This is a genomic window from Acinetobacter sp. CIP A162, from assembly GCF_000367905.1.
Lineage (GTDB): Bacteria > Pseudomonadota > Gammaproteobacteria > Pseudomonadales > Moraxellaceae > Acinetobacter > Acinetobacter lwoffii.
In genome coordinates this window covers 1,165,548-1,183,400 of record NZ_KB849159.1, presented here as the reverse complement: position 1 = coordinate 1,183,400, position 17,853 = coordinate 1,165,548, and the positions used below count along the sequence as shown (strand labels likewise).

15 protein-coding genes, 2 rRNA genes and 1 riboswitch are annotated in these 17,853 nt (G+C 43.3%); of the genes, 9 read left to right on the top strand and 8 right to left on the bottom strand.

Annotation, left to right across the window (positions count from 1 at the left end; genetic code table 11):
* The first annotated feature begins 127 nt into the window (after window positions 1-127).
* Both F995_RS11970 and rrf read left to right on the top strand, forming a co-directional pair.
* A 23S ribosomal RNA gene (locus F995_RS11970) occupies window positions 128-3,024 on the top strand.
* 191 nt (window positions 3,025-3,215) lie between these two features.
* Window positions 3,216-3,330: ribosomal RNA gene (rrf, locus tag F995_RS11965) — 5S ribosomal RNA — on the top strand.
* 396 nt (window positions 3,331-3,726) lie between these two features.
* On the opposite strand, the gene F995_RS11960 is transcribed toward rrf, so the two are convergent.
* From F995_RS11960 to F995_RS11935, 6 genes are all read right to left on the bottom strand, one after another.
* Window positions 3,727-4,308, bottom strand: a complete 582-nt coding sequence (locus F995_RS11960; protein WP_004647111.1) for a lytic transglycosylase domain-containing protein — start codon at window positions 4,306-4,308, stop codon at window positions 3,727-3,729.
* 124 nt (window positions 4,309-4,432) lie between these two features.
* The gene (locus F995_RS11955; protein ID WP_004647110.1) at window positions 4,433-4,924 is read right to left on the bottom strand and encodes a GNAT family N-acetyltransferase; all 492 of its coding nucleotides are present in this window, start codon (window positions 4,922-4,924) and stop codon (window positions 4,433-4,435) included.
* 113 nt (window positions 4,925-5,037) lie between these two features.
* Window positions 5,038-6,237 carry an acyl-CoA dehydrogenase family protein gene (locus F995_RS11950; protein ID WP_016806953.1) on the bottom strand — a complete coding sequence of 400 codons (1,200 nt, stop codon included), beginning with the start codon at window positions 6,235-6,237 and terminating at the stop codon, window positions 5,038-5,040.
* 23 nt (window positions 6,238-6,260) lie between these two features.
* Window positions 6,261-7,547, bottom strand: coding sequence for an acyl-CoA dehydrogenase family protein (locus tag F995_RS11945; protein WP_171057018.1), 1,287 nt, complete (start codon window positions 7,545-7,547; stop codon window positions 6,261-6,263).
* Window positions 7,548-7,791: 244 nt separating this feature from the next.
* Window positions 7,792-9,168, bottom strand: coding sequence for an ABC1 kinase family protein (locus F995_RS11940; RefSeq protein WP_004647106.1), 1,377 nt, complete (start codon window positions 9,166-9,168; stop codon window positions 7,792-7,794).
* A gap of 160 nt (window positions 9,169-9,328) precedes the next feature.
* Window positions 9,329-9,637, bottom strand: a complete 309-nt coding sequence (locus F995_RS11935) for a hypothetical protein (RefSeq protein WP_004647105.1) — start codon at window positions 9,635-9,637, stop codon at window positions 9,329-9,331.
* Between the two features lie 200 nt (window positions 9,638-9,837).
* Here F995_RS11935 and F995_RS11930 point away from each other — a divergent pair, with 200 nt between their 5' ends.
* The 6 genes from F995_RS11930 to F995_RS11905 all read left to right on the top strand — a co-directional run bounded on the left by F995_RS11930 (window position 9,838) and on the right by F995_RS11905 (window position 15,951).
* Window positions 9,838-10,224 carry a lysozyme inhibitor LprI family protein gene (locus tag F995_RS11930; RefSeq protein ID WP_004647104.1) on the top strand — a complete coding sequence of 129 codons (387 nt, stop codon included), beginning with the start codon at window positions 9,838-9,840 and terminating at the stop codon, window positions 10,222-10,224.
* 203 nt (window positions 10,225-10,427) lie between these two features.
* Window positions 10,428-11,438, top strand: coding sequence for a 50S ribosomal protein L3 N(5)-glutamine methyltransferase (gene prmB, locus F995_RS11925; protein ID WP_004647103.1), 1,011 nt, complete (start codon window positions 10,428-10,430; stop codon window positions 11,436-11,438).
* Window positions 11,439-11,451: 13 nt separating this feature from the next.
* A complete protein-coding gene (aroC, locus tag F995_RS11920; protein ID WP_004647102.1) occupies window positions 11,452-12,546 on the top strand; it encodes a chorismate synthase in 1,095 nt (364 codons plus the stop codon).
* 67 nt (window positions 12,547-12,613) lie between these two features.
* A complete protein-coding gene (locus tag F995_RS11915) occupies window positions 12,614-13,135 on the top strand; it encodes a GNAT family N-acetyltransferase (RefSeq protein WP_004647101.1) in 522 nt (173 codons plus the stop codon).
* A gap of 125 nt (window positions 13,136-13,260) precedes the next feature.
* Window positions 13,261-14,169, top strand: coding sequence for an AEC family transporter (locus F995_RS11910; protein WP_004647100.1), 909 nt, complete (start codon window positions 13,261-13,263; stop codon window positions 14,167-14,169).
* A 314-nt stretch (window positions 14,170-14,483) separates the two neighbouring features.
* Window positions 14,484-14,571, top strand: a riboswitch (glycine riboswitch).
* 135 nt (window positions 14,572-14,706) lie between these two features.
* Window positions 14,707-15,951: a D-amino acid dehydrogenase gene (locus F995_RS11905; protein WP_004647099.1), complete on the top strand. Its 1,245-nt coding sequence runs from the start codon at window positions 14,707-14,709 to the stop codon at window positions 15,949-15,951.
* 82 nt (window positions 15,952-16,033) lie between these two features.
* On the opposite strand, the gene F995_RS11900 is transcribed toward F995_RS11905, so the two are convergent.
* Entirely contained in the window at window positions 16,034-16,687 is a 654-nt protein-coding gene (locus F995_RS11900) for an A1S_1983 family putative colistin resistance protein (RefSeq protein ID WP_004647098.1), read from the bottom strand.
* Between the two features lie 100 nt (window positions 16,688-16,787).
* On the opposite strand from F995_RS11900, the gene ispF reads away from it, so the two are divergent.
* Entirely contained in the window at window positions 16,788-17,276 is a 489-nt protein-coding gene (gene ispF, locus F995_RS11895) for a 2-C-methyl-D-erythritol 2,4-cyclodiphosphate synthase (protein ID WP_004280465.1), read from the top strand.
* Between the two features lie 2 nt (window positions 17,277-17,278).
* On the opposite strand, the gene F995_RS11890 is transcribed toward ispF, so the two are convergent.
* Entirely contained in the window at window positions 17,279-17,803 is a 525-nt protein-coding gene (locus tag F995_RS11890) for a protein tyrosine phosphatase family protein (protein WP_004280464.1), read from the bottom strand.
* Window positions 17,804-17,853: the final 50 nt, after the last annotated feature.

Genomic DNA, 17,853 nt, shown 5'->3' with positions numbered 1-17,853 from the left:
GGTATATGAATCTAATTGAAGCTGTACAGTAGTTAAGTCTACGAAACGCCAACTGTATGAGTAAGTCGCAAGACAAGCTCTGTTGCTTATCCTACTTGTAAGGATAAACGACTGTTTGGGGTTGTATAGTCAAGTAATTAAGTGCATGTGGTGGATGCCTTGGCAGTCAGAGGCGAAGAAAGACGTGATAGCCTGCGAAAAGCTCCGGGGAGGCGGCAAATATCCTGTGATCCGGAGATGTCTGAATGGGGAAACCCACTTACCATAAGGTAGGTATTGCAACATGAATACATAGTGTTGCAAGGCGAACGAGGGGAAGTGAAACATCTCAGTACCCTTAGGAAAAGAAATCAATTGAGATTCCCTCAGTAGCGGCGAGCGAAAGGGGAAGAGCCCATTAAGTCATATAAGTTCTAGTGGAACGCTCTGGGAAGTGCGACCGTAGACGGTGATAGTCCTGTACACGAAAGGGCTTATATGATGATGTCGAGTAGGGCGAGGCACGTGAAACCTTGTCTGAATATGGGGGGACCATCCTCCAAGGCTAAATACTCCTGACTGACCGATAGTGAACCAGTACCGTGAGGGAAAGGCGAAAAGAACCCCTGTGAGGGGAGTGAAATAGATCCTGAAACCGCATGCATACAAGCAGTGGGAGCCGGCATTGTGTCCGGTGACTGCGTACCTTTTGTATAATGGGTCAGCGACTTATATTCAGTAGCAAGGTTAACCGAATAGGGGAGCCGTAGGGAAACCGAGTCTTAATAGGGCGTTTAGTTGCTGGGTATAGACCCGAAACCAGGTGATCTATCCATGAGCAGGTTGAAGGTTGGGTAACACTAACTGGAGGACCGAACCCACTGTCGTTGAAAAGCCAGGGGATGACTTGTGGATAGGGGTGAAAGGCTAATCAAACTTGGTGATAGCTGGTTCTCCCCGAAAGCTATTTAGGTAGCGCCTCGGACGAATACCATTGGGGGTAGAGCACTGTTTCGGCTAGGGGGTCATCCCGACTTACCAAACCGATGCAAACTCCGAATACCAATGAGTACTATCCGGGAGACAGACTGCGGGTGCTAACGTCCGTAGTCAAGAGGAAAACAATCCAGACCGCCAGCTAAGGCCCCAAAATTATAGTTAAGTGGGAAACGATGTGGGAAGGCATAGACAGCTAGGAGGTTGGCTTAGAAGCAGCCACCCTTTAAAGAAAGCGTAATAGCTCACTAGTCGAGTCGGCCTGCGCGGAAGATGTAACGGGGCTAAAACTATATGCCGAAGCTGCGGATGCATAATTTATTATGCGTGGTAGGGGAGCGTTCTGTAAGCCGATGAAGGTGGATTGAGAAGTCTGCTGGAGGTATCAGAAGTGCGAATGCTGACGTGAGTAACGACAATGCGAGTGAAAAACTCGCACGCTGAAAGACCAAGGGTTCCAGTCCAACGTTAATCGGGGCTGGGTGAGTCGACCCCTAAGGCGAGGCCGAGAGGCGTAGTCGATGGGAAATTGGTTAATATTCCAATACTTCTGTGTAATGCGATGAGAGGACGGAGAAGGTTAAGTCAGCCTGGCGTTGGTTGTCCAGGTGGAAGGTTGTAGGCATGTATCTTAGGCAAATCCGGGGTACTCTATGCTGAGAACTGATAGCAAGCTGTACTTGTACAGTGAAGTGGCTGATACCATGCTTCCAGGAAAAGTCTCTAAGCTTCAGTTACACAGGAATCGTACCCGAAACCGACACAGGTGGTCAGGTCGAGTAGACCAAAGCGCTTGAGAGAACTCTGCTGAAGGAACTAGGCAAAATGGTACCGTAACTTCGGGAGAAGGTACGCTGTTGTCTGTGATAGGACTTGCTCCTTGAGCGGCCGACAGCCTCAGAAACCAGGCCCCTGCAACTGTTTATTAAAAACATAGCACTCTGCAAACACGAAAGTGGACGTATAGGGTGTGATGCCTGCCCGGTGCTGGAAGGTTAATTGATGGGGTTAGCGTAAGCGAAGCTCTTGATCGAAGCCCCAGTAAACGGCGGCCGTAACTATAACGGTCCTAAGGTAGCGAAATTCCTTGTCGGGTAAGTTCCGACCTGCACGAATGGCATAATGATGGGGGCGCTGTCTCCAGCAGAGACTCAGTGAAATCGAATTCGCCGTGAAGATGCGGTGTACCCGCGGCTAGACGGAAAGACCCCGTGAACCTTTACTGCAGCTTGACATTGAACTTTGATCTTACTTGTGTAGGATAGGTGGGAGGCTTTGAAGTCGCGACGCTAGTTGCGATGGAGCCGTCCTTGAAATACCACCCTGGTAATATTGAGGTTCTAACTCTGTCCCGTTATCCGGGACGAGGACCATGTCTGGTGGGTAGTTTGACTGGGGCGGTCTCCTCCTAAAGAGTAACGGAGGAGTACGAAGGTGCGCTCAGCGTGGTCGGAAATCACGCGTAGAGTATAAAGGCAAAAGCGCGCTTAACTGCGAGACCCACAAGTCGAGCAGGTACGAAAGTAGGTCTTAGTGATCCGGTGGTTCTGTATGGAAGGGCCATCGCTCAACGGATAAAAGGTACTCTGGGGATAACAGGCTGATACCGCCCAAGAGTTCATATCGACGGCGGTGTTTGGCACCTCGATGTCGGCTCATCTCATCCTGGGGCTGAAGCAGGTCCCAAGGGTATGGCTGTTCGCCATTTAAAGAGGTACGCGAGCTGGGTTTAGAACGTCGTGAGACAGTTCGGTCCCTATCTACCGTGGGCGTTGGAAATTTGAGAGGATCTGCTCCTAGTACGAGAGGACCAGAGTGGACGAACCTCTGGTGTACCGGTTGTCACGCCAGTGGCATCGCCGGGTAGCTATGTTCGGAAGGGATAACCGCTGAAAGCATCTAAGCGGGAAGCCTACCTCAAGATAAGATTTCCCCGAGACTTTATGTCTCCTAAAGAGCCGTTGAAGACTACGACGTTGATAGGTTGGATGTGGAAGCATAGTGATATGTGAAGCTGACCAATACTAATTGCTCGTGAGGCTTGACTATACAACACCCAAACAGTTGTTGTATTAAGCATCAATCGATTCGATATTCAGCAAAACAGCTTGATTCATAAGCTCGTTAGTATGACAATATTCAACTCAAATAAAACCTGTTAATGAATTCTATTTGGTACGAAGTAAGGCATACGAAATAAACAGCGTAAATAAGACCCGAACAAGTCCATAAACAGTTGTGCTGGCGACCATAGCAAGAGTGAACCACCTGATCCCTTCCCGAACTCAGAAGTGAAACCTCTTAGCGCTGATGGTAGTGTGGGGTTACCCATGTGAGAGTAAGTCATCGCCAGCTCATTATTCGAAAATCCCCCTCCGCTAAGGCAGAGGGGGATTTTTTTATGTGGGGGATTTTAGATAAGATATTTAATATATCTATCTCAAAGCTGATCAGATTCTTCTGAGGCAGATGATTCCTGTCAATTTGTTTGACCTATTGAGATCTGTAAAGCTAGCGCTATAAGAGTTTATAAGCTGATCTTGTAAATTTTGGCACATAACAAACCAGCGAATCGCTGGTTTGTTATGGCAGGGTATTTTACCGAACACGCATATCACAACTGTAGTTAATATTTTCTAAATATGCTTTCATAGCAGAAATTTCAATAGGTATTATTTAATAACTACTAATTATCAAAGCTTTACATCAAATAGCCTAAGCATTATTAATTTAATTAGCTTAAATCAGTAATTATAGAGAGTCTTTCAGCATTTTTTTATGCTGTTTTACTTGTTTGGCATAACGTTTACCTTGTTTACGCATTTTACGATTATTTTCATAACCCGATGGACCTACATTATAATAGGCAAGCGCTTTCTTCCAGTCACCGGATGATTGATTATATTTAGAAAGAATATATGTACCACATTGGATATTACTGCTTTCATTGTATAAATCACCTGGACAAGTTTGTTGCCAATATCTCGGAATCACTTGCATCAAGCCTACCGCACCTGCTGGCGAAGTTGCCTGGCTACGATAAGTAGATTCCTGACGGATCATAGCCGCCACTAGAAGCGGATCTACACCCTGATTTTGTGCATGTTGAACAATTAAAGGTGAAACACGATTAGCTGTACTGGATGGGGTGGAATAAGCAGTTTGAATGCCTTTAGATAGTTTAGCTGCGCGCTTTTCTACCGGCCCTCCGCCCAAGGATGAGCAACCCACAAAAAGAAAAGTGCTCAATAAAATAGAAGAAAATTTAAAAGAATGAGAATTAAATAGTGAACGTTTAGATTTAATTAGATTGAATAAATGAGAAAAAAACAAACTGTGAATTCCATGCCTGAATAAACGTATTTCGATGTTAGGCAGCCTATATACAAGAGTCAAGCTTGCTGCTGATGAAAGCACTTTATTAATGTACAAATTTTATCTATTTACTAAAAAACCTCTAAGTTGAAAGGGTTTTCAGCATCCAGATTTCACAGGCTTCACTATGTCCGGTATTGCCTTCAGGCTGATCAAGATGCTGAAAACCTAATTTTTCATAGAGTTTCACCGCTTGCCAAAGCGCTTTAGTTGTTTCTAGATAGACTGACTTAATTTGATGAGTCTGTGCAAATTCAAAGGATAATTCTAAAATTTTCTTGGCAAAACCCTGCTGACGAATTTCAGGTAAAAAGTACATTTTCTGAATTTCTAAAATAGTTGCATCACCTTTTAATGGCGCAATTCCACCACCCCCGTAAATTTTATTTTGTTGATCCACAACAACCCAGTAAGCTGATTTTGGTTGCTGATAAACTTGATATAGCTCATCTAGAATAGAATCACCTACGGCAAAACCAGATTCTGCTGCCAGTCCAAATTCTTGGGAAACACGACGAATAATGTTTGCAATTTGGGCATTATCTTCAGGCTGAATAGGACGAATAGAGTACATATTGGACTGATTTTATTTTGAAAAAACGATGAATTTTTATAACCTTAAATCCTTAAAAAATCCATCGTTTAATTAACTCATGTAAGTTTAATTCGCTATTTAATGAGTAATCATTATTTTAATTCGCTCGATGATTTTCCTAGTTCCCGACGGGCAATAATCAGTTGCTGAATTTGCTGGGTGCCTTCAAAAATATCCAGAATCTTGGAATCACGCGCCCATTTTTCTAAAAGTTCAGTTTCGTTATAACCAATGGCTGCCGCAAGTTCGACACATTTTAAGGTAATTTCATTACCGATCCGACCGGCCTTGGCTTTGGCAATAGATGCTTCACGTGAATTTGGTTTGTGATTATCGGCCATCCAGGCGGCCTTCAGCATCAGCAAGCGTGCTGCTTCCCATTCAGCTTCCATACGATAGATTTGTGCTGCGATATTAGAGCTTTGTAAATACGGTGTGGCATAAGTGGAGTCCAGCTGATCCTTAAAAATCTCCTTGATGCGTTCCAGCGAGGCTTTCGCACAACCAATCGCCATGGCGGCGACCAGCGGACGAGTATTATCAAAGGTTTCCATCACGCCAGCAAAGCCTTTAGCAACATCGATTTCTGCATGGCCGAGCAAGTTTGCAGTAGGTACTCGACAGTTGATAAAGCTGATCGTGGCAGTATCGGATGATTTAATCCCTAATTTATGTTCCAGTCGTTCAACCTTCATTCCTGGAGTACCTTTGGTCACCACAAATGATTTAATGGCTGATCGTCCCAGCTTTTTATCCAGAGTTGCCCAAACGACCACTGCATCAGCACGCTCTCCAGAGGTCACAAAAATTTTCTCGCCATTCAGAATATAGTCATCACCGTCTTTAGTCGCAGTGGTACGAATCGCAGCGGAATCTGAACCGCAACCTGACTCGGTAATCGCCATGGCCGCCCAAGTTCCATGAAAACGGTGCAATTGCTCCTCATTGGCAACGGCTGCAATGGCTGAATTTCCTAATCCTTGGCGTGGCATCGAGAGTAATAAGCCAGTATCGCCATAACACATTTCAATAATGCTCAGGGCAGTAGATATATTAATGCCATTTTTATTGCTGTTGTCTGCATCGCCCCGTTTATTCACCGCTGCACCAGCATTCATGCCTTCACTACCTTGGTTCATGCCATCCACGACTGAAGCTAGCATGTCTAGTTCTATCGGATAAGCATGTTCAGCCTTGTCGTATTTACGTGAAATCGGACGCAAAACATTGAGGGCAACTTCATGTGCTTGATCAATCAAAAGCTTAAATTTTTTTGGAGTTTGTAGATTCATCATTGTTCTTCTTTATGTTCTGATCAGGCATGTAAGCCAGAATGGAGAATGGCAGTGGCTCGCAGGTCTCTATACCAGCGTTCTACCGGATGTTCTTTGGTAAAACCATGACCACCCAAAATCTGTACACCATCGGTGCCTATTTTCATGGATTTTTCTGCGCAGAGCAGACGTGCCAAATAAGCCTCACGATGAAAAGCTTGACCGGATTCAGCCAGACTGGCGGCATTCATGATCAACATTTGCATAGCGTCAATTTCAATGGCCATATCAGCAATCATAAAGGCGACACTCTGACGATGAGAAATCGGTTCGCCAAAGGCAATACGGTCATTGGCGTATTGCACACAGTATTTTTTGACTGTTTCACAGGTGCCCACCGCCATCGCACACCACATTAAATTACCCAGATCAACAAAAGCTGCATAATCAAAATCTTTATCTCCCAGACGTTGAGCTGGAGTATTTTCAAATTTGAGCGTAACGGTTTCAGTGGCCTTTAAACCCATAGCCGGCGATTTTTTCGCAGTGATGGTACTGTCGCGTTGCACCACAAAGACCTCAGCTCTGCCATCCAGATCAGCACTGACCAGATACAGATCGGCACTTTCTCCCAAGAGCACTAAGGTCTTTTCACCCAGAATTAGATAATGTCCCTGATGTGCAACAGCCTTGGTTTTAAGTTGCTCCGGGTTAAACGCTGCTGTTTTTTCCTGTACTGCAAAGGTGGCCTTTAACTCAGGATTCTCTGCGAAAGCGCCCAGATATTCTGCCTGAATCTGCTCTGAGCCCCAGCGGGTAATGGCGTTAATGACACTAAAAGTCGAAAGTAAGCCAGCCGTCAGACTGAAATCACCCTGAGCCAAATGTTGAGCGATTAAAATATTGCTGACGATATTCTGTTCCGATGCAACGCCCCCCAATGCTTCAGGCAGGGCATAGAAATTCAAACCTAAATCAGTGCTGTATTGCGAGAGTTCATGGGGAAATAATTCATGCTGATCTGCATTATGCGCCAAGGGATACAGCACCTCTTGGGCAAATTGCTGCATGGCATTACAGGTCATTTGCTGCTCTTCAGTCAGGTTTAGATCAAATAAGGATTTAGACTGATGCGGGAGACGTTGTTTTTGAATCTTCTGGCCAGATTTCAGGATTTTCTGGGTTTGACTCAGTGTTTTGAATCCTGCTTTTGAACTTTGATAAAGCGATTTTTCAACAAATTTACGCAGTTTTAATTGGTCTAATACTTCGCTACCCGCGATTTTTGTCAGTAGGGACAAGCCAAATCCTTGGGCTTTATTCACCATATTATTCATTCTGATTATCCTAAAGGTGTTGTCACGTTATTTTTTAATACTGACATGCACTCAGAGATAAAACCATGTCATCCCTGACATGAATGATTGACAATTTTTAGGTTTTTTGGATTGAAGAAAGGGATGAATAAATCAATGAAAATTAAAAGAAAGATAAAAATATAAAAAATCAAATATGTCTAGAAATTGACCCGAATGACAAAATCATCCAGGTCTTTTTGATGCAGGTTTTATTTTAAGAGAGATGATGTTTAATCATGGCACGCACATTGGTTTTGGCATCAATCACGGTCATAAAAGTATAGGCACCGATAAATTTACGACTAATAAACATAAATTCTTTAGGTGGAACACTGAAATAACGTGAAGCCATTGATCTCGACGCCTGTTGCATCACACGACTATGCAGCTGGCTTTTTTTCCAGTCATAACGGTTATGTTCATCCATGATGCCAGCTGGCAATTCTTGATTATTTAGCGGTGAACTAAACGCTTCGGTGGCCAGTAAAAAGACTTTGGCCATATCCGGTTTGATGCTTTGTGGAATCGAATCAAAAAATTCATAACCAGTCATCGCTTTGACCATCATATCCGAGTCATGATGATAGCCTGCTTGAATCAGATTACGTGCAACACTCAGCAGATGCTGGTCAAACTGACGGATCGCGCCAAAGTCGAGCAGAATGATCTTGTCGTGCACATCTGCGCCATTGCCGAGACGAACCAGATAATTACCAAAGTTCGGATCGGTTTGCATCTCGCCCCATTCGAAGATTTCACGCACTGCAATTTCTAGAGAGGCTTCACCTAGCTGGTTGCGGCGTTCTTGGGGTAAGGACAACATCACTGGGCTGTTGATCGGCACACCGCGTTCAAAAGTCATGCACAGCACACGATCTGAGCAATATTCATTAATAATGGTTGGGACGATATAGCGAGGATCATCTTTTAAACGGGCAGCAAAACGACGCGTGGTATCTGCTTCAATCTGATAATTTACTTCACGATGCATCATTTCACGGACTTCATCGAACCATTGGTCGAATTCGCGAGTCTGTGGCACGATGCGGGTCAATTTCAGCATGTTTTTAAATAGGCTCATATCCGAATCAATGGCTTCTGCCACACCCGGATACTGAATTTTTAACACCAGTTCCATGCCGTCAGATTTTCGGGTAGCGCGATGTACCTGTGCCAAAGAAGCTGTGCCCAAAGGTTCATGATCAATGGTGAGATCGTCGAGTTTAGAGCCGAGTTGTTGCTGTAACTGGGTCTTGATGGCTGGCCATGCCAATGCTACCGTCTGATTGTTCAGAGTATTGAGGGCCTGAGTGACTTCTTCTGGCAGAAAATGCTCACCGTACAGCGCCATCATCTGGCCAATTTTAACGATAGACCCTTTCAGCTTGCCAATTTCTGCTACCAGATAATCGGCCTGTTCTTTCATGGCTTTTTTACGTTTTTTTTCTTTTTCTTCTTCGCTTGAGAACATGGAGCTTGCACTAGAAGCCGCCCAACGCGTGCCTGCCAGCAAGGATGCCTTTGCGATCGATAAGCGTCGATCCATAGAGGAGGTTTTCAGTTGTTTAAGCTTATCGTTCTGATCTGACATGTAAACTCGATCCTTTCATCATCAGCATGAAGCAGAATAAATCATTGTAAGGGATAGTAGCGTTTCTGCACGTATTAAAAAAGTTTAAGCCGCTGAATTCATAGTAAAAGCTAGGCAAGCTTTCATTTATTCACCAGTTTGTATCAGTTTAGACAGGGCATTATGCCATTTGAAATTGGATTTTTAATTCGGATCGTTGTTGTAACTGTTGTTTATTTGTTTGAATATGTTGATGAATCAGGCGCTGTACGCTGTCATGCATGAAGCCCAAAGCATAGCCTTTTACAATCACAATACTTGGCAAGCCAAAAAACAGATATTTAGCATCGTCCAATGTCGCATTGGTAAATACGCCATGTTGCATTAAGGTCGACTGCAAAAATACCTTTTCTTGCTGCACCTGACTGGAGGCTTTATCATTCCAGTAATTCTGGCGCATCGCCATAAGATTATTGTGCTTATAGCTCATAGATCTGGGCTCATTTGAAGATTGAATGCGGATTATATGTGGGTCATGTGCCAATTTTCAATTGTGCAACTGTTTAATCTTTCATTCCGAGAAAGGCATAGGATTTTTGTCTGGACTGCGTTAATATCAGTGGATAATTTAAACAATATTGATTGTTAAACATTTATTGGGATTGTACCGGTTTCGGTCAAGGGGAAGTTATGCGTCTTGCATGGTTTTTAGTTGCAATTTTTGTGGGTACTGCGGTTCAGACACAGGCTGCTGTTGGGTATTCCAAGGAATATACACAGTGCATGAATTTTAGTTATGGTAATACACCCAAAGCGGAAAAATGCCTGGAAAAAGAGCTGAAAGTTCACAATAAACGTCTGAAGAAAAACTATAAAACTTATCTTAAATTGAATCCGAACCAGACCGCCGCCATTCGCAGTCAGCATGTATTGTGGGAGCGTAAACTGTCCCAGCAATGTAACTTTAGAATGTCAGGAAAATATGCCAAGCAGCAACAGGGTCAATGTATGCTGGCTTTGATCATGGATCAGGCTAATCTTTATCAATCTCGTTCTTATGCGTCCGGTTTTCGATAAATCATCATAGTATTAGTATCGGCATTTAACAGAAACATCCCTGAATAAAGTAAACATTTATCTGCATAATCGCTTACAAAAACAGGAATTTTATAATTTTTGTGGGCGTAGAGAATTCGTGTTTTTCATGCTTTAGCATTATAAAAGCAGGCAAAACAAGGTATCATAAGGCGTTTAAAAAAATGACCTTGGAGACGCCTTAAGTGGATCGACCGACTATTAGCCCTGAACATATGCAGGAAGCCGCTGAAAATTTAACCACCATTCGTGATTTTATTCGTTTTGGTGTGACAGCATTACGTCAATACGATGCACATTTGGGCCAAGGCACAGAAGATTATTTTGCTGAAAGTTCAGCGCTAGTGCTGCAAACCCTGTCGCTAGAATGGAAAGCGGACGCTGAAATTTTAGATGCCAAATTATTACCAAGTGAAAAAGCCGAATTTTTAAGTCTGCTGGAACGCCGTATTAATGAAAAAGTACCAACTTCATATTTATTGAACCTGGCTTACTTCGACGGTAAACCTTATTACGTTGATGAGCGCGTGCTAATCCCTCGTTCACCGATTGCTGAACTGATTCAGAACCGTTTTGCCCCGTATTTCCTAGGCGAACATGGTCAAATGGGTGAGGCAGTCAACAACTTGCCGGAAAACCCGAATCCAAAGACGCCTCAACGTATTCTAGATATGTGTACCGGTTCAGGCTGTATCGCGATTGCCTTGGCTTATGCTTTCCCTGAAGCGGAAGTGGATGCGACTGATATTTCCAAAGAAGCCTTGGAAGTTGCGCAAATCAATACTGAGCATCATGACAAGCAATATCAGATCGCATTGCTTGAATCGGATTTGTTCGAAAAAATTCCGGCTGAAAATCAATACGATTTAATCGTATCTAATCCGCCGTATGTCGATGCGGAAGATATGGCGGATTTGCCTGAGGAATTCCATCATGAGCCTGAGCTTGCGCTTGCTGCAGGTCAGGATGGTCTGGATCTGGTACGTAAAATGCTGGCTCAAGCTGCAGATTATCTGACTGAGAATGGCCTGATCGTGATCGAAGTGGGTAACTCAGAATGGGCAATGCGCCAAAACTTCAATTCGGTTGATTTCTACTGGTTACAATTCCAGAAAGGTGGTACGGGTATCTTTGCATTGACTGCAGAGCAATGTCGTACCTACCGTGATTTATTCATACAGTCTATTCAAGCATAAGGAGTCGTTTGACATGGCAGGTAATAGTATAGGGCAACTGTTCCGTGTAACGACTTGTGGTGAATCTCACGGTGTTGGCCTGATGGCGATCATCGATGGGGTTCCACCCGGCATTGAGCTGACTGAAGCTGATTTGCAAAAGGATCTGGACCGCCGTAAGCCGGGTACATCGAAATTTGCAACCCAACGTAAAGAACCCGATGAAGTAGAAATTATTTCCGGTGTGTTTGAGGGTAAAACCACCGGTACTTCAATTGGTTTGTTAATTCGTAATACGGATCAAAAATCGAAAGACTACGGCAATATTGCGCAGACATTCCGACCGGGTCATGCTGACTATACCTATACCCAAAAGTATGGTTTCCGTGATTACCGTGGTGGAGGCCGTTCAAGTGCGCGTGAAACGGCAATGCGTGTTGCTGCGGGTGCAATTGCCAAGAAATTCCTTTTCGAGAAATTTGGCATTGAGATTCGTGGTCATGTAACCCAGATTGGTACTGAAAAAGCAGAGAAACTGGACTGGAACGAAGTTCCAAACAATCCGTTTTTCTGTGGCGATGTGGATACAGTACCGCGTTTTGAAGCGCTAGTGACGTCTTTGCGTGAGCAAGGTACCAGTTGTGGCGCTAAACTGGAGATCATTGCATCTAAAGTGCCAGTCGGTTGGGGCGAGCCAGTCTTTGATCGTCTAGATGCTGACATCGCGCATGCCATGATGTCGATTAATGCCGTTAAAGGTGTAGAAATCGGTGATGGCTTTGGCGTCGCTGAACAGTTTGGTCATGAAAGCCGTGATGAATTGACAACTGATGGCTTCCTGGCCAATCATGCTGGCGGTATTCTAGGTGGTATTTCTAGCGGTCAGGACATTCGTGTTGCGATTGCGTTGAAACCGACTGCATCTATCACCACGCCAGGTAAAACCATCAATATTGATCGTGAAGATACTGATGTGTTGACCAAAGGTCGTCATGATCCTTGCGTAGGTGTGCGTGCAACCCCGATTGCTGAAGCGATGCTGGCGATTGTGCTGATGGATCACTTCATGCGTCACCGTGCGCAAAATGCCGATGTTGTTGCGCCATTTGCACCGATTGAACCTAAATAATTTGCTTTAACTTTAAAGTGAAATTGTTTTAAAGTCAGACTCCGGTCTGACTTTTTTTATTTATAAAATGAATCACTATAAAAATATACGATTGGCGAGCAAGGCTGATGTTCAGCAACTTACTATACTGATTAATACAGCTTATCGTACTCCTGGTGGATGGACGACTGAAGCAGGAATGATCCAGGGTGATCGTATTCAAGAAAAACAGTTATATGACTTGCTCAATTTAGAAAATTTTCAGCTCTTTGTGTTGGAAATTGATAATAAGCTTCTTGGTTGTATTGGCGTGAGCTTAGGACAGCAAGTAGCAGAGATTGGAAGCTTTGCTGTTGCACCTGCTGAGCAAAACTCGGGTTATGGCAAGCAATTATTGGACTTTGCCGAATCCCATATTTTCGAAATATTTAAAAAGAAAGTGATTCAGATGTCAGTATTAAATGTCCGTATTGAACTGCTGGCATATTATCAGCGCCGTGGCTATCAGCTGACTGAAAAGATTGAAGCATATCCACTGGGTCAAAATGTCGGAGAACCGTTGATTCCGTTACATTTGCTGATTTTAGAAAAAATCAGCAAATCAATATGATTAGTTGATGAAAATTCAAGCTTTTTACTGCTTAAATTGAGTAGTGGGAAAGCTCCTGAACATGCTAAGTTTTCTGTTCAGTCTAAGTGACTTAAGATTAGGCAGAAAACAGACCAGGATGTCATATGCTGCATATTATTTTAACTTCTTTATTTCCTCTCATCGGACTGATCAGCTTTGGCTATTTACTTAAGCGCAGGCAATGGTTGAGTGATGATTTCTGGCGAGGCGCAGAAAAGTTAAATTATTATGCACTGTTTCCAGTGATGCTATTTTTAAATCTGGCCACTGCCAAGATTCAAATGGCAGTCATTGAAGATGTGGTGCTGGTTGTATTTAGCATTATGGCTGTGGTCAGTATTGCATTGTATATTTTGCGTCATATTTACCAGATATCTTATGCGCGTTTCGGCGTGTATGTCCAAGGTTTACTACGCTTTAACACCTATATTGGCCTTGCTGCTGTCAGTGCCTTATTTCAGCAGCAGGGTATGACTATTTTCGCGGTGATCATGGTGCTGTGTATTCCTTTGGTGAATGTCTTATCGGTACTGGCATTTACCCGTAATCACGAAATGCAGCTCACCAAAATTATTCTCGGCTTGGCTAAAAACCCATTAATTCTGGGCTGTATTGTCGGTGGTTTATTTAATCTTTCCGGTTTGTCACTCTGGACTGGAGCAGAGCAGTTCCTTAAACAGATTGCACTGTGCAGTTTGCCACTCGGTTTGATGTGTGTGGGCGCTGCCTTACAGTTTCAGGGCTTTCAGCGTGATATGTTGCCACTCAGCCTGATGACCTTTGGTCGCCTGTTCGGAATGCCGCTGATTGCATTTTTAGTGTGTAAAATTTTCCAGATTGATGCATTAACTACTCAGGTATTAGTCTTGTTCTTTGCACTTCCTACCGCCTCAGCTTCGTATGTTTTAACCCGGGTATATGGCGGCGATAGCGAGTTAATGGCCAGTATTATTAGTGTACAAACAGTGGTCGCAGCAGGCAGTTTATTGATGATACTTTCTTGGATTATTTAAAACTCTAAAATGCATGATAAAAGTCTAAATTTTGCTTTGGATGATATATACTTTGAATTATTAAAATAGCCTAAGCCATAATGAAACTCTATTTAAGCGCCAAAACTAAATAAGTCTTAGAATTTTATAAAGGGTAGAACTTACTGGTTTTACTTACGGCAGCAAAATCTAAAAATTTAATATCGAGGCAATATCCTTCATTACACATGTATGCTGTTAATTAAGAAAAAAATCATGGATAAATTCACGTGAATTAACATAAATAAAAACTGTGTTTTTCCTAAAAATGGTATATAAATTGCTCATGATAATAAAACATTATTGCAGGAGAGAAATGCTTCTGCATTCGCCGAAGGAGCAAGGTCCCAGGAAACTCTCAGGCAAAAGGACTGTGATAATGGATAAAGACTCTGGAGAGAAGTGTTGAATCACTCACCGAAGGGGAAGGTGGCCGCATTGATGTGCAATGCATCTACCGAAGCTCTCAGGTACACATGACAGATGGGAAAAGACATCAATATAATCAAGGAGGTGTCTATGCATCATGTCGTGGTGATTGGGGCCGGGATTACCGGAGTAACCACAGCTTATGAGCTTGCATTATCAGGCTATCAGGTGACCGTGGTGGATCGGCATCTATATCCGGCAATGGAAACATCCTTTGCCAATGGCGGCCAGCTGTCTGCCTGTAATGCCGAAGTCTGGAACCAGAAAGCCACGGTACTCAAAGGCATCAAATGGATGTCACAAAAAACCGCACCACTTTTGCTCAATCCTTCTTTCAGTGTGCATAAATACAGCTGGCTCATGGAATTTCTGGGCAATATCAAACATTATGAAGCCAATACCCGAGAGACTGTACGGCTGGCTTTACTGGCAAGAGCACGTTTATTTGAAATTGCCGAAACAGAAAATATTGATTTTGATCTAGAAAAACGCGGAATTTTACATTTTTATCATAACAAGACGGATTATGATATTGCGATCAAAGTGAATGATCTGTTGTGTAGCGGTGGTCTGGAGCGCAATGCAATTTCCAATGCAGAAATCAAGCAGATCGAACCTGCATTAACTGGCGATTATTATGCTGGATTCTACTGTCAGAGCGATGCCACCGGCGATATTCATAAATTTAGTACCGGTCTGGCCAAAGCCTGTATGCAAAAAGGTGTGAAATTCGAATTTGGTCAAGATGTTTTCGCTGTTGATCATCAGGCTCAAAATATTCGGGTTAAATGCAAACCTAGTACTGAAAATGTCCATTCCTCTCCAGATGACATTCTGGAAATTAATGCAGATGCCGTTGTGGTCTGTGCAGGGGTTGGTAGCTATCAACTGGCTGAGATTCTTGGTGAACGGGTCAATGTTTATCCAGTCAAAGGCTACTCGATTACCGTGCAACTGAATGATGAGCAGAGCCAGAAAAATGCACCTTGGGTCAGTTTACTGGATGAAAGCGCCAAAATTGTCTTGTCACGTCTAGGCAAGGATCGTTTGCGTGTTGCAGGAACAGCCGAGTTTAATGGCTATAACCGGGATATTCGTGCAGACCGGATTCAACCTTTAATTGACTGGACCAATCGTAATTTTGATCTGTGTACTGAGCATGTCGTACCTTGGGCTGGCTTACGTCCAATGATGCCAAATATGATGCCTGTGATACGCCGTGGCAAACATGAGCGAGTTTTTTACAATACCGGGCATGGTCATCTGGGCTGGACTTTATCAGCTGCAACGGCTGCAATGATCAGTCAGGAAATTGCGCAATACTATCCTGCTTAAATTGATAGCCCGCTTGCGGGCTGCTTTTTACACCAAAAATCTCATTTTATATAACAATAAATTTTAATATTTTTAAATTAAATCAATCGTATAGGCGATAAATCCCAGTAAAACGCTCACAGCCTTTCTGCTGGCTACTGACCGCTAAAATGGCTTTACTATAGTTAAACTCATAGCGGCAGTCATTTTCATTATCGGTGATCTGGTTTTTTGTCTCAGGCGTGGTATAGGCTAAAAAAGGAACGGTCTGCTTCTCGGTCCGGTTATTTGGATTACGATATGCCAGGCCTTCAATCTTGATCCGGTCTTTGGTCAGTTGATGAATCTTGAGATGTACAGGCTGCTTGGCGATTTGTCCCTGTTCAAACTTAATATAATGCTGGGTCAGACTTTGATTCAGTGAAATATAGACATTTAAATCATCTAAACGCCATTCAAACTGCTGTTTAAAACAGTCCAGGGTTTTACATTGTTGTAAACGGCTCGCCCATAATTGTTGGCTATCTTGCAATAAGCGCACAGGTGCATCAGTAATCAGAAAAGCAGTAAAGTATTGGTCCGTGAGTTTTTCACGAGATTCAGCCAGCGATGCTGAGCAGACTTTATTCATGGCAGCCGTTTTTTGGCTGTCGTCGTTACAGTTCATTGTGATCGCCGAGCTACCTGTAGAAATCATCCCCAGACCGAGCATCAGGCTAATTATTTTCAACATATTTATATCAGTTTTCAGTAGCATGATCGCTTATACTTTCACTGTGTTACGCTTGGTCTAACTATAGCGAAATAGAAAGCAAGTGTACAAGATTTCAATGGGCTATTTCTAAAGGATGTATAAGGTGATCGCACAAATTCGTATTGGCCAGGGGCTGGATGTGCATGCATTTGAAGAAGGTGATTTTGTCACTCTGGCAGGCATTCAAATTCCGCATACTCACGGTCTGAAAGCACATTCGGATGGTGATGTAGTGCTGCATGCACTCTGTGATGCTTTGTTGGGTGCTTTGGCGCTGGGAGATATTGGCCAGCATTTCCCCGATACAGATCCTGAGTTTAAAGGTGCGGATAGCCGGGTACTACTCAAGCATGTTTATCAGCTAATTCTGGATCGTGGTTATCACCTGAATAATGCCGATATTACCGTGGCCTGTGAACGTCCAAAACTGGCTAAACACAATCTGGCGATGCGTCAAAGTATTGCAGATGTCTTGGATGTTGATGTGACTCAAATCAGTATCAAAGCCACCACCACTGAACAGTTAGGTTTTACCGGTCGTCAGGAAGGAATTATGTCCATGGCAACCGTGCTATTGAGCCACAGCAAATAAAATCAGGCAAAATAATTCGGATTAATCAAGGAAAGTTCCAGTTCCTGAGTTGCTTTACGGCCTTGTAGCTGTAGAGCAACCGCATGCATTAAACCGGTCCAGGTTTCATTCGGTTCCCAGATCTGATGCAAGTGTTCTTGTGCTGTAGGCAGATCCATATCCATATAGTATTGACGATATAAATACATCAGACAGCTGACATGGTAGTTTTGCGAACAATGTACCCAGACCATTTGCTCTTTTACCAGATGATCGATCAGGTCCAGTACCAGCAGGCATTGATTGTCTGAAGGTGTTTCCCAGGAAATCGGAACCTGAATATAGTTCAGTCCCAGCTCAAGGCAAATTTTATCTTCATGCGGCAGATACTGTTCGCTATCGGTTAGCGCCACATTGATGACAGTAGATACACCGTATTCTTTCATCAGCTGTAATTGGGTAGTGGTCGGTTGACCGGAGCTAAACAGATGTTCGTGTATGAACTGAAAATTCTCAATCTGGCTTAATGCCGTTTCAATATCATTCATCAGATAAATTTTCCTTGTTCTAGAAATGCAAACGCCATCTTGGCGATGGC